This is a genomic window from Serratia sp. PL7 (genome assembly GCF_945957435.1).
This window is the reverse complement of sequence record NZ_CAMFLB010000011.1, coordinates 110,697-123,512: the sequence shown is the minus strand read 5'-3', so window position 1 is coordinate 123,512 and position 12,816 is coordinate 110,697. Positions and strand designations below refer to the sequence as shown.

Genomic DNA, 12,816 nt, shown 5'->3' with positions numbered 1-12,816 from the left:
GGTTAAACCTCATCCACAGAATGGCCAGCCAGCGCGCGGCGAATGGAAGCGTCCATGCGGCGCGCGGCAAAATCTTGCGTTTGTGCATCTAATGTTTTGATGGCGTCTTCGATAGCGGCGGGATCTTCACCCTGCGCCGCCTGCTGCAACGCCTGGGTCGCGGCGGCGATCGCCTGGCTTTCCGCCTCGCTCAGCAGCGCGGCGTCGGTGGCCAGCGCACCCTGCAGGCTTTCCAGCACCCGCGCGGCTTCCACGCGTTGCTCCGCCAGCTTGCGCGCGCCCACGTCGCTTTGCGCGTTGGCCATCGAATCCTTGATCATGCCGGCGATTTCGCTGTCCGACAGACCATATGACGGCTTGACCTGGATCGAGGCTTCCACGCCGGTGGATTTCTCCATCGCGGTGACGCTCAGCAGACCATCGGCATCCACCTGGAAGGTGACGCGAATGTGCGCGCCCCCGGCAGGCAATGGCGGCAGGCCGCGCAGCGTGAAGCGCGCCAGCGAACGGCAATCCTGCACCAGCTCGCGCTCGCCCTGCAGCACGTGGATCATCATCGCGCTCTGGCCATCTTTAAAGGTGGTGAACTCCTGCGCGCGCGCCACCGGAATGGTGGTGTTGCGCGGGATCACTTTCTCCACCAGACCGCCCATGGTTTCCAGGCCCAGCGACAGCGGGATCACGTCCAGCAGCAGCATGTCGCTGTCCGGCTTGTTGCCCACCAGGATGTCGGCCTGGATCGCGGCGCCGATGGCGACCACTTTATCCGGATCGATCGACGTCAGCGGCGTGCGGCCGAAGAAGGCCCCCACCTGCTCACGCACCAGCGGCACGCGGGTGGAACCGCCGACCATCACCGCTTCCAGCACCTCGTCGGCGGCGACGCCGGCATCTTTCAGCGCGCGGCGGCAGGCCATCAACGTACGTTTCACCAGCGGAGCGATCAGCGCTTCGAACTGGGCGCGGGTCACCTCGCCCTGCCAGCCGGCTACCTCAACGCACACGCTGTCGGCATCGCTCAACGCGATTTTGGCGGCGATGGCGGCGTCCAGCAGTTGGCGCTGCACACCGTGATCGCTGCGATCGGCCACGCCGGCCTGCTCGCGCAGCCAGTCGGCCAGCAGGTGATCGAAATCGTCGCCGCCCAGCGCGGAATCGCCGCCGGTGGCCAGCACTTCGAACACGCCGCGGCTGAGGCGCAGAATGGAGATATCAAAGGTGCCACCGCCCAGATCGTAAACCGCGATCACCCCTTCCTGGCCGGAATCCAGCCCGTAGGCGATCGCCGCCGCGGTCGGTTCGTTCAGCAGGCGCAGGACGTGCAGGCCGGCCAGACGCGCCGCGTCTTTGGTGCCCTGGCGCTGCGCGTCGTCGAAGTAAGCGGGAACGGTGATCACCACGCCATCCAGCTCGCCTTCCAGCGCCGCTTGCGCGCGCGCGGACAGAGCCCGCAGGATATCGGCGGAGACGCCAACCGGGTTAACCGGGCCGGCGGCGGTGACGATCAGCGGCAGGCCGTTGTCGCTGGCCTGAAATTGATACGGCAGGTTCGGGTAACGTTGCTGCACGTCCGCCAACGAACGACCCATCATGCGTTTGATGGAGCTGACGGTATTGGCCGGATCCTGCGCCGCCTGTTGGCGCGCATCCCAGCCGACGCGCTGCGCGTCCGCCTGATAATGCACCACCGAAGGCAGCAAATGGCGTCCCTGATCGTCGGCCAGCGTTTCCGCTTGCCCGCTGCGCACCGTGGCGACCAGCGAGTTGGTGGTGCCTAAGTCGATGCCGGCGGCCAGGCGTCGCTGGTGCGGCGCGGCGCTGAGGCCAGGCTCACTAATTTGTAATAAGGCCATGTTGAAGCTTCCACAATCAGAATCAGAAGGTGTTACTCAAAACCCAGCAGTTTTTCTTCGAGTTGTTCAACCTGTTGCTGGAGTTTGTCCAAAAAGCGCAGCTTGCGCACGGTGTCGGCGGCATCCGCCCACTGTTCACTGTCCAACTGCTGCAGCATCAGCGCGCTGCGCTGCTTGATGGAGGAGGCCAGCCGCGCGCCGAAATCGGCCAGCAGGCTTTCCGCCTCCGGCTTGCGCTCAATGGCGTCGAGCTCTTCACGCAGCTCCAGCTGTTCCATCAGAAAGGCGGTGTCGCGCATCGTATGCTGTTCGTTGCCCAGATCGAAGCCGTGCAAAGATAGCATATACTCCGCGCGTTTTAACGGGTGCTTCAGCGACTGGTAGGCTTCGTTGATGGTCGCCGCCTGCTGCAACGCCATCAGGCGTTCGCGCTCCGGCTGGTTGGCGAAACGATCGGGGTGGAATTGGCGCTGCAGATCCTGGAAGCGGGACGCAAGCAGGCTGCCGTCCACGGTGTAGCGAACGGGCAGCCCGAATAAAGTAAAGTAATCCATAGCGTGCTCTGGGCGTTAGCGGATGAAGTTCCCCCGCCGAAACGGGGGAGCACGATGGACTGTCAGACGTTGAAACTCTCGCCGCAGCCGCACTCGCTTGAGACGTTCGGGTTGTTAAACTTGAAGCCTTCGTTCAGGCCTTCCTTAACGAAATCAAGCTCGGTGCCGTCAAGGTAGACCAGGCTCTTGCCGTCGATGATCACCTTGATGCCTTTGTCTTCAAACACGATGTCGTCATCGTTGGCTTCGTCAACAAATTCCAGCACATAGGCCATCCCGGAGCAGCCGGAAGTTCGCACTCCCAGACGCAGGCCGAGACCCTTGCCGCGGTTCGTCAAAAACGCCTGAACACGCTGCGCAGCGCTGTCGCTCATGGTAATAGACATCACAACCTCACACTTCACATCAAAGCCCGGCGCGGCCGGGCCGATTCAGACAAATTACTTGGCGCTATGCTTGCTCTTATAGTCGGCAATCGCTGCTTTGATGGCGTCTTCAGCCAGGATCGAGCAGTGAATTTTGACCGGCGGCAATTCCAGCTCTTCGGCGATCTGGGTGTTTTTGATCGCTTCAGCCTGATCGAGCGACTTGCCTTTCATCCATTCGGTCACCAGCGAGCTGGAGGCGATGGCGGAACCGCAGCCGTAAGTTTTAAAGCGCGCGTCTTCGATGATGCCTTCATCGTTAACCTTGATTTGCAGCTTCATCACGTCGCCGCAAGCCGGCGCCCCTACCATGCCGCTGCCGACGGTAGGATCTTCGTTGTCGAAAGAACCCACGTTACGTGGGTTTTCATAATGATCGATTACTTTTTCGCTGTAAGCCATGACCTTGCTCCTGAAACCTGAGAATTAATGATGCGCCCATTCGATGCTGTTGATGTCCACGCCCTGCTTGAACATCTCCCACAGTGGGGACAGATCGCGCAGACGGCCGATGGATTTACGCACCAGTTGAATGGTGTAGTCGATCTCTTCTTCCGTGGTGAAACGCCCCAGGGAGAAACGGATCGAGCTGTGCGCCAATTCATCGCTCATGCCCAGCGCGCGCAGCACGTAGGACGGCTCGAGGCTGGCGGAGGTACAGGCTGAACCGGAAGAAACGGCCAGGTCTTTCAGCGCCATGATCAGCGACTCGCCTTCAACGTAGTTGAAGCTGACGTTCAGGATGTTCGGTGCGCCGTGCTCCAGATCGCCGTTCAGATACACTTCTTCCATATCTTTCACGCCGTTCCACAGACGATCGCGCAGGGTGCGCAGACGCGCCATCTCTTCGGTCATCTCTTCTTTGGCGATGCGGTAAGCTTCGCCCATGCCGACGATCTGGTGGACAGGCAGGGTACCGGAACGCATGCCGCGCTCGTGACCGCCGCCGTGCACCTGCGCTTCGATGCGGATGCGCGGCTTACGACGCACGTACAGCGCGCCGATGCCTTTCGGACCATAGATTTTGTGGCCGGAGAACGACATCAGGTCGACTTTCAGCTTGCTCAGATCGATAGGCAGTTTGCCCACGCTCTGGGTGGCGTCAACGTGGTAGATGATACCGCGCGCACGGCACATTTCACCGATCGCTTCGATGTCCTGCACCACGCCGATTTCGTTGTTGACGTGCATGATGGAGACCAGGATGGTGTCATCGCGCAGCGCCGCTTCGAGATCCTGCAGGCTGATGATACCGTTGCTCTGTGGCGCCAGGTAGGTCACTTCAAACCCTTCGCGCTCCAGTTGACGGCAGGTGTCCAGCACGGCTTTGTGTTCGGTTTTGCTGGTGATGATGTGCTTGCCTTTTTTCTGGTAGAAATTGGCAGCGCCTTTAATCGCCAGGTTGTCGGATTCGGTCGCCCCGGAGGTGAAGACGATTTCGCGTGGGTCGGCGCCCACCAGTTCGGCGATTTGGTTACGGGCGATGTCTACCGCCTCTTCCGCCTGCCAACCGAAACGGTGGGAACGGGAAGCCGGGTTGCCGAAAGTGCCGTCCAGGGTCAAAAACTGCATCATCTTCTCAGCAACGCGCGGGTCAACCGGCGTCGTTGCTGAGTAATCCAGATAAATCGGTAATTTCATTGCTCTTGTGCTCCGTACATCACTTCCAAAAACTAAAATAATTTCGCCAGCTGCTTATGCGCGCAGATTAACGTTGATAGTTTCTTGCGGACGACCGTTGGCCGTGCGGCGCGTATCGTTGTTTTGACGATCCGCCACCACCAGCACTTCCTGGTTATTGACCAGTTCTGCCAGCGTAATGTTGTTCAGGAACCCGCTGATGCGCTCGCTCAGATCGCGCCACAGGGCGTGGGTCAAGCAGCGATCGCCGCCCTGACAGCCTTCTTTGCCCTGGCAACGGGTTGCATCTACCGATTCATCGACGGCAGTGATGACAGCGCCAACGGCGATCTCACCCGCGTCTTTACCCAGCAGATAACCACCGCCCGGACCGCGCACGCTGGCCACCAGGCCATTCTTGCGCAGACGGGAGAATAATTGTTCCAGATAAGAGAGCGAAATACCCTGGCGTTCGGAAATGTCCGCCAGTGGCACCGGCCCTTCCTGGGAATGCAGCGCTACGTCAAGCATAGCGGTTACGGCATAACGGCCTTTGGATGTCAGTCTCATAGCTCAATGGTTACCTGTTGGTCAAATATGGCCGAAAGTCTGACATTCCTGAGTAAAACAGTCAACTATTTAACCTAGTAATTGACTCAAGTATTAGCACGTTTTGAACTTAGCAAGAACAAAGGTATATAAAATACATGTTATAACCTTTGGATAACTAATACTATTGTCGCCCACCGTTATGCCACATCAATTAATTACCTTGATGTTTATCCTGTTTCTCGATCGAGGTTAGCATGCCGCGCAGGATATTCAGCTCCTGCCCTTCCGGGCGCGCGCGGGTGAACAGCCGGCGCAGGCGGCTCATCACCTGGCCCGGATGGGACGGGCGAATAAAGCCGGTGCGCTGCAGCGTCTGCTCCAGGTGCTGATAGAAACGCTCGAGGTCATCCACCAGCGGATACGGCGTCTCTTCCAGCTGCGGCGCGCCCGCCTGTTGGCGATCGAGGTAAGCCACGCGCACTTCATACGCCAGGATCTGCACCGCCATCGCCAGGTTCAGCGAGCTGTAGTCCGGGTTGGCCGGAATGGCGACGTGGTAGTGGCACTTCTGCAATTCATCGTTGGTCAGCCCGACGCGTTCGCGGCCGAACACCAGCGCCACCGGCGCGTGCTCGCCCTCGTGCACCGCGCGCACGCCGCATTCACGCGGCTCCAGCATCGGCCACGGCAAGGTGCGAGAACGTGCGCTGGTGCCCACCACCAAGCTACAGCCGGCGATGGCGTCATCGAGGGTATCGACGATGGTGGCGTTGCCGATCACGTCGCTGGCGCCGGCAGCCAGGGCGATGGCCTGAGAATCGGGTTTGATCAGCGGATTAACCAGATAAAGGTTGGTTAACCCCATGGTTTTCATGGCTCTGGCGGTCGAGCCCATGTTGCCGGTATGTGAAGTCTCTACCAGAACAATGCGGATATTGTGCAGCATACAAACTCTGAGCGTGGCGGAAAATCGCAGCATCTTAACACAGCCGTAGGCAATTTGCCGAACAGCTGCTATACTTCGCGCCGTTTCCTGTTCTTTAACATCCTAGTTGGAAGATACCCATGCATCCGATGCTGACTATCGCCGTGCGCGCTGCGCGCAAGGCCGGTAACCTGATTGCCAAAAACTACGAAACCCCTGACGCTGTAGAAGCGAGCCAGAAAGGGACCAATGACTTCGTCACCAACGTCGATCGCGATGCAGAGCATCTGATCATCGACGTCATCCGCAAGTCTTATCCGCAACACAGTATCGTGAGCGAAGAACGCGGTGAGCTGATCGGCGAAGATCGCGATGTGCAATGGGTGATCGATCCACTGGATGGCACTGCAAACTTCATCAAACGTTTCCCTCATTTCTCCGTTTCCATCGCCGTACGCATCAAAGGCCGTACTGAAGTGGCCGTGGTTTACGATCCGATGCGCAACGAACTGTTCACCGCCACGCGCGGTCAGGGCGCACAGCTCAACGGCTACCGCCTGCGCGGTACCAACGCCAAAGATCTGGATGGCACCATCCTGGCGACCGGCTTCCCGTTCAAAGTCAAACAGCACGCAACGCCTTACATCAACATCGTCGGCAAGCTGTTCACCCAGTGCGCAGACTTCCGTCGCACCGGTTCCGCCGCGCTGGATCTGGCCTATGTGGCCGCCGGCCGCGTAGACGGTTTCTTCGAGATCGGCCTGAAGCCGTGGGACTTCGCCGCGGGCGAGCTGCTGGTGCGTGAAGCCGGCGGCCTGGTGACCGACTTCGTCGGCGGCCACAACCACTTCAGCTCAGGTAACCTGGTCGCAGGTAACCCGCGCGTGGTGAAAGCCATGCTGGCCACCATGCGTGAAGAACTGAGCGAAGCGCTGAAGCGTTAATCGCCAGAAGCGAATCGAAAAAAAGCGCTGCCGATGCAGCGCTTTTTTTATGCCCGTTAGCGGGAGAAGGGGCGGATGCCGCCGCCGAATTCCGGCTGCGCGCTGACGTACAGCAACAGCCCGGCGGCCAACAGGATCAGACCGCCGGCCAGCGCCAGCGAGCCCCAAGCCACCGCGCTCCAGGCGGCGGGCGCGCGCGAACGGCTGAGGCGCACCGCCAGCCGGCGGCTGTAATGCACCAGCAGCGCCAGCATGGAGATGGTCAACGAGGTGCCGAACGCCATCGCCAGCGCGGAGATCACTCCCCAACCGAACACGCCGATCACCTTGGAGAACAGCAGCACTAAAATCGCCCCCGAACAGGGACGCATGCCCATCGCCAGCACGATGGCGGCCTGAGTGCGCCAGTCGCTTCCCGCCTGCAGCTCGCTGTCGCTCGGCAGATGCCGGTGGCCGCAGCCGCAATTGGCGCTGTGCACATGATCCGCCGCCAATGGCGTCAGGCTGTTGATGCGCAGCGCCGGCGCCGGGCGCAGCGCCTTGATCGCCGCAAACAGGCGTTTCAGCGCGCGCCAACTCAGCAGCACGCCAAGCAGCATCACCAGAATAAAGCTGCCCTTCTCCAGCCAGAAACTGCTTTGGTGCAGCTGGCGCGAAGAGAGCTGTAACACCACCAGCATCAGCGTGACCAGCGCGATCGCCACCCCGCCCTGCACCAGCGAAGCCGCGAAGGTCAGCTTCAGGCTGCTTTTCAGCCGCGCCGGATGGGTGGCCAGGTAGGTGGCGATCACCACTTTGCCGTGGCCGGGGCCGAGCGCATGCAAGACGCCATAGCCGAGGCTGAACAGCATCAGCGCCAGCCCGGTCTGCTGCGGCGCGGCTTTCACCTGCTGCAACAGCCCCGCCATCTGCTGGTGCAGCGCTTTTTGCCACACCACGCTCTGCATCAGCAGCTGCGGCCAATAGTGCCACGCCAGCAGCGCGGCGGCCGCCAGCACCAGTGTGAACGGCAGCAGCGGCCACAGGCCGAAGGCCCAGTGACGCCGGCTCGTCGTCGGTTGCGAGAGATTTAACGACATTGCAGCGTCACCCGCTGGGCGAACTGTTGCCCCAGCGCCAGGTCTTCGCCGGGCGAGTCGTTCTTGTCGAGCGACAGCGCATAGGCCTGCAGCGACGCATTCGGCTGCGGCGTCATCAGCTTGTAGCTGCACTGCTGCGCCATCTCCGGCGGCAGATGCAGTGCATTTTGGTCTTTATAGGTCATATCCACGAAATAAGTCGGATCGTAAGTAGAAAGTTCGAACGGCTTGCCCGCCAGCGGCTGCGGTTCGGCCAACGGCAGCACGAACTCCAGCACCGCCTGATTGCCCTGGCGCGACAGGTGATATTCGCTGGGCAAGTTCAGGTATTTCACCGGCTTGCCGTCGCGGTAAAGATCGGTGAAATAGTGCTGCCCCAGCACGTTGGCCATCACTTCCGCCGCCAGCTTTTTCCACACTTCCGAATCGCTCTTGGCGTTTTTCGCATCGTAAAGCAGATCCGCCGAGGTGATTTCATCCATCACCCACACCATTTTCAGGCCGACCAGCCGCTGGTCTTTGGCGACGAAGGTGGTATTCATGTCGATAAAGCTGTGTGGATGCGCGATCGCACCGGCGCTGAACACGGCGCCGAAAGCAGCCAAAAGACGACGTAACTTCATCATTATCCTGCCTTACCTGTATTTGTTATAACGTAACACAAATAACTGCCGAACGGCCCGCCTCTCCCGGCGATATTTGTGACGAAAGTTGTAAGCCGAAGTAAAAGCCGCGCGGTAACCCTGCCGGCACAAAGCCTTTTGCTATGCTTAGGCATAATCTCAACCTTTTATGCCGGAAGGTGATAATGAGCCTGGACACCTCTCCCGTGCCCGCGCTCTCCGGACAACAACGGCGCTGCCATCTGCTGCTGATGCTGTACACGCCGGAGCCCGAGTTACAGCTGGAGACCCTAAGCCGAATCAACGGCGTCGCCCCCCCGATAACCCGGCAAGATATAGCCGAGGTGGCCAGTGAAATCCAGCGTTTCCATCACCTGGAGATCGCCGTCGATCCCGACCATGGCTACCAACTGCGGGGCAGCGCGCTCAACCAACGCCTGTGTCTGATCCATTGGCTGCGACGGGCCCTGCGCTGCAGCCCGCGGTTCGTCGAAGACGATTTCGCCCCGCGCCTGCGGCACGCGCTGGCGGCCGATGCCGCCCCAGCGTCTGCGCTGGCTCAAGCGATCGACGCCTGCGAGCCACTGCTCAGCCGCCACTTTGACGCGCGCGACCGCCAATTCCTGCAGCATTACCTGCTCTACTGCGCCTGGCAAAATCGCCTGCAGCGCCATCCGCATTTCGACGCCGTTCAACGCGACTGGCTGCGGCAAAAGCCGGAGCAGCAGGCCGCCGCTTGGTTGCATCAGGCCTGCAACCGGCTGTTTAACCAGCCGCCGCAGGCAGACGAGCGCGATTTTTTGGCGCTGACCTTCACCATGTTGAAAAATCACAGCTACCACAGCAATGACTCGGCGCAAGAGCAGAGATTGATGGCGGCGATCGACAGCATGGTCGAGCGTTTCCAGCAGCTTTCCGGCATGGCCTTCAGCAGCAAGACGGAGCTGGTCAGCCAGCTGTTCGCCCATCTGGCGCCGGCGCTGGAGCGCTGCCGTTTCGCCATCGGCATCGACAATATGCTGCTGGAAGAAGTGGTGCGCAAATACCCGCGGCTGATGCGCACCACGCAGGAAGCGCTGATACCGCTGGAACAGGAATACGGCGTGCATTTTTCCAACGAGGAGGCGGGCCTGGTGGCCATCAGCTTCGGCGCCTGGCTGATGCAGGACAACGCGCTGCAGGAGAAACAGGTGCTGCTGCTGACGCTGGATAACCCGCAGTTGGAAGAGGAAGTGGAATACCAGATCCGCGAGCTCACGCTGCTGCCGCTGAACATCAAGTATCTGCCGTTGAGCGACTATCTGCGCGGCGGAGCGCCGCAGGGCGTCATGCTGGTGATCACCCCTTATGCGGCGGTGCACAGCGATCCGCACCCGCCGTTGATCTATACCGAACTGCCGCTGGAAACCCGGCAGCGCCAGGCCATCCGCGCGCTGCTGGAAGCGCCTTAATCAGCGGCTGACGCTGACCGCCGGCGGCCGGATGAACAAGGCCGGCACCGCGACCGCCGCCATCACCCAGAAAACCCCGCCCTGCCAATATTCGAACAGGAACCCGGCAATGACCGTCATGACGGCGATACCGCCGCCCATCGCCAGCGCCGAATACACCGCCTGCAGCCGGATCACCTCTTGCCCCTGGCGCGCGGCGATAAAGCGCATCGCCGCCAGATGGCAGACGGTGAAGGTGCCGCAATGCAGGATCTGGATCAGCAGCAGCCAGCCCAGCTCGGTGCTATAGGCCATCAGGCTCCAGCGCAACACGCCGCAGCAGGCGGAGAGCAACAGCAGGTTGCGCGCATTCCAGCGGCGGAACAGCACGTTGCTGCTGGCGAAAATAATCACCTCCGCCACCACGCCCAGCGACCACAGATAGCCGATGGTCGAGGCCGAATAGCCCGCCTCCTGCCAGTAAATGGAGCCGAAGCTGTAGTAGCCGGCGTGCGCCCCCTGCAGCAGCGTGACGCACAACAGGAAGCGCCAGACCGGCCCCTCTTTCAGCAGTGCCCACAGCGAACGTTCGGTATCGCTGTGCGTACGCGCTTCGCCCTGCGGCATGACGCTCGGCTTCAGCAACATGCCCAGCAGCATCGCCAGCACGCTGAAGATCAGGCTGTAGAGAATGGCGTTATGGCCCCACACCGCCACCAGCTGCCCGGTCAGCGCCGAGCCGATGACGAACGCCAGCGAGCCCCACAGCCTTACCCGGCCGTAGTCCATACGGATCTGCTTTTGCCAGGTGGCGGCCAGCGCGTCGGTCAGCGGCACCAGCGGCGAGAAGAACAGGTTGAACCCCGCTATCACCAGCATCAGCCAGCCCCAGCCGTTGCCGAAACAGAAGCCAACCGCGAAAGCCAGTGTCAGCAGCGCCAGCAGGCGCAGGGCGGAGACTAAATGAGAGGGATCTTTAACGCGGGGTGCAATCAGTAAACTGCCGAGGAAGCGGGCCACCAAACCGGCGCCGAGCAATATGCCGATGGTTTCCGGCGCGATGCCTTCGCCTTTCAGCCACACGCCCCAGAACGGTAAGAAGATGCCATAGGAAAAGAAGTAGGTGAAATAGCTGAGCGCGAGCCAACGCGTGGATTGCAGAACCATGATCCCTCCGGAGTGAGGGCAATACTTTGACAGAGCTCACACCGCCCCGCAATCTTCATTCCGCTTCAATGCGTTAGAGTGCCAGACAGCTCACAGTTTACCGCGAGCGGCCACAAAAAAACCCGCCGCAGCGGGTTTTATCAGGCAAAAGCGGGATTATGCGTAAACCGGCAGGCGGGCGCAGATATCCAGCACTTTCTTCTTGGTGCGTTCGATGGTGGCTTCATCGTTGATGTTGTCCAGCACATCGCAGATCCAACCGGCCAGTTCGCGCACGTCGGCTTCTTTGAAGCCGCGACGGGTCACGGCCGGGGTGCCGATACGCACGCCGGAGGTGACGAACGGGCTCTTCGGATCGTTCGGCACGCTGTTTTTGTTGACGGTGATGTTGGCGCGGCCCAGGGCGGCGTCCGCTTCTTTACCGGTCAGGTTTTTATCGACCAGATCCAGCAGGAACAGGTGGTTATGGGTGCCGCCGGAGACCACTTTGTAGCCGCGCTGCAGGAACACGTCCACCATCGCCTTGGCGTTGACCGCCACTTGCTGCTGGTAAACCTTGAACTCAGGCTCCATCGCTTCTTTCAGCGCCACCGCCTTGCCGGCGATCACGTGCATCAGCGGGCCGCCCTGGCCGCCAGGGAACACGGCGGAGTTCAGCTTCTTGTACAGCTCTTCGTCGCCGCCCTTCGCCAGGATCAGGCCGCCGCGCGGACCCGCCAGGGTTTTGTGGGTGGTGGTAGTGACGATGTGCGCGTGCGGTACCGGGTTCGGGTACACGCCGGCGGCGATCAGGCCAGCCACGTGCGCCATGTCGACGAACAGGTAAGCGCCGATGCTGTCGGCGATTTCGCGCATTTTGGCCCAGTCAACCACGCCGGAGTAAGCGGAGAAGCCGCCGATGATCATTTTCGGCTTGTGGGTTTGCGCCTGTTTGGCCAGATCGTCATAGTCGATTTGGCCTTTGTCGTCGATGCCGTAAGGCACCACGTTATACAGTTTGCCGGACAGGTTAACCGGGGAACCGTGGGTCAGGTGGCCGCCGTGCGCCAGGTTCATGCCCAGAATGGTGTCGCCCGGCTGCAGCAGCGCGGTGTACACGGCGAAGTTAGCCTGGGAGCCGGAGTGCGGCTGCACGTTGGCGTAATCGGCGCCGAACAATTCTTTGGCACGATCGATAGCCAGCTGCTCAACGATATCCACGTATTCGCAGCCGCCGTAGTAACGCTTGCCCGGATAGCCTTCAGCGTATTTGTTGGTCAGCTGGGAACCCTGAGCCTGCATCACGCGCGGGCTGGTGTAGTTCTCAGACGCGATCAGCTCGATGTGCTCTTCCTGACGCACCACTTCCTGCTCCATGGCACGCCACAGTTCCGCATCGTAATCGGCAATGTTCATTTCACGCTTTAACATCCGGCATCTCCTGACTTAAATCAGCTAACTAAAAAATCACCAAATAACTACCCGTTTGGGTTCTGGGCCACAGTGTAAACCGTTTCGCCCCACCGAAGATAGGTCTTGACAGAGGTTTTTACGCAAACGATTGGCATAAGGTGGCGCAAGGCTTTGATCCGCTAAATGCCGTCGTTTATCAACGGACATTTCCTCATGCGAACGATGCGCTTTTTTCATGTTCTGTGAGCGCGA

At 60.4% G+C, this 12,816-nt stretch carries 13 protein-coding genes; 2 read left to right on the top strand and 11 right to left on the bottom strand.

Annotated features, from left to right (window positions below; translation table 11 throughout):
- Positions 1-2: 2 nt before the first annotated feature.
- From hscA to trmJ, 7 genes are all read right to left on the bottom strand, one after another.
- Positions 3-1,853 (bottom strand): Fe-S protein assembly chaperone HscA, encoded by a 1,851-nt coding sequence (gene hscA / locus N6G83_RS32595; RefSeq protein ID WP_025303914.1) that lies wholly within the window; start codon positions 1,851-1,853, stop codon positions 3-5.
- A 32-nt stretch (positions 1,854-1,885) separates the two neighbouring features.
- Positions 1,886-2,407 (bottom strand): co-chaperone HscB, encoded by a 522-nt coding sequence (hscB, locus tag N6G83_RS32590; protein WP_025303915.1) that lies wholly within the window; start codon positions 2,405-2,407, stop codon positions 1,886-1,888.
- A 62-nt stretch (positions 2,408-2,469) separates the two neighbouring features.
- Positions 2,470-2,793 (bottom strand): iron-sulfur cluster assembly protein IscA, encoded by a 324-nt coding sequence (gene iscA, locus N6G83_RS32585; protein ID WP_004941410.1) that lies wholly within the window; start codon positions 2,791-2,793, stop codon positions 2,470-2,472.
- 54 nt (positions 2,794-2,847) lie between these two features.
- Positions 2,848-3,234: a Fe-S cluster assembly scaffold IscU gene (gene iscU / locus N6G83_RS32580; protein WP_004941408.1), complete on the bottom strand. Its 387-nt coding sequence runs from the start codon at positions 3,232-3,234 to the stop codon at positions 2,848-2,850.
- Positions 3,235-3,258: 24 nt separating this feature from the next.
- Positions 3,259-4,473: a cysteine desulfurase gene (gene iscS / locus N6G83_RS32575; protein ID WP_016929764.1), complete on the bottom strand. Its 1,215-nt coding sequence runs from the start codon at positions 4,471-4,473 to the stop codon at positions 3,259-3,261.
- A 54-nt stretch (positions 4,474-4,527) separates the two neighbouring features.
- Positions 4,528-5,022, bottom strand: a complete 495-nt coding sequence (iscR, locus tag N6G83_RS32570; RefSeq protein ID WP_004941404.1) for a Fe-S cluster assembly transcriptional regulator IscR — start codon at positions 5,020-5,022, stop codon at positions 4,528-4,530.
- 193 nt (positions 5,023-5,215) lie between these two features.
- Positions 5,216-5,950 (bottom strand): tRNA (cytosine(32)/uridine(32)-2'-O)-methyltransferase TrmJ, encoded by a 735-nt coding sequence (gene trmJ, locus N6G83_RS32565; RefSeq protein ID WP_025303916.1) that lies wholly within the window; start codon positions 5,948-5,950, stop codon positions 5,216-5,218.
- A 119-nt stretch (positions 5,951-6,069) separates the two neighbouring features.
- On the opposite strand from trmJ, the gene suhB reads away from it, so the two are divergent.
- The gene (gene suhB, locus N6G83_RS32560) at positions 6,070-6,873 is read left to right on the top strand and encodes an inositol-1-monophosphatase (RefSeq protein WP_025303917.1); all 804 of its coding nucleotides are present in this window, start codon (positions 6,070-6,072) and stop codon (positions 6,871-6,873) included.
- 56 nt (positions 6,874-6,929) lie between these two features.
- On the opposite strand, the gene N6G83_RS32555 is transcribed toward suhB, so the two are convergent.
- The gene (locus N6G83_RS32555) at positions 6,930-7,952 is read right to left on the bottom strand and encodes a nickel/cobalt transporter (RefSeq protein ID WP_164099444.1); all 1,023 of its coding nucleotides are present in this window, start codon (positions 7,950-7,952) and stop codon (positions 6,930-6,932) included.
- The gene (locus tag N6G83_RS32550) at positions 7,943-8,578 is read right to left on the bottom strand and encodes a DUF1007 family protein (protein ID WP_028127507.1); all 636 of its coding nucleotides are present in this window, start codon (positions 8,576-8,578) and stop codon (positions 7,943-7,945) included. The genes N6G83_RS32555 and N6G83_RS32550 overlap by 10 nt, the downstream gene beginning before the upstream one ends.
- Positions 8,579-8,760: 182 nt before the next feature.
- On the opposite strand from N6G83_RS32550, the gene csiE reads away from it, so the two are divergent.
- The gene (csiE, locus tag N6G83_RS32545; protein ID WP_049209552.1) at positions 8,761-10,026 is read left to right on the top strand and encodes a stationary phase inducible protein CsiE; all 1,266 of its coding nucleotides are present in this window, start codon (positions 8,761-8,763) and stop codon (positions 10,024-10,026) included.
- On the opposite strand, the gene N6G83_RS32540 is transcribed toward csiE, so the two are convergent.
- Entirely contained in the window at positions 10,027-11,172 is a 1,146-nt protein-coding gene (locus N6G83_RS32540; protein WP_148123685.1) for a 3-phenylpropionate MFS transporter, read from the bottom strand.
- Between the two features lie 156 nt (positions 11,173-11,328).
- The gene (gene glyA / locus N6G83_RS32535) at positions 11,329-12,582 is read right to left on the bottom strand and encodes a serine hydroxymethyltransferase (RefSeq protein WP_025303922.1); all 1,254 of its coding nucleotides are present in this window, start codon (positions 12,580-12,582) and stop codon (positions 11,329-11,331) included.
- Positions 12,583-12,816 lie beyond the last annotated feature (234 nt).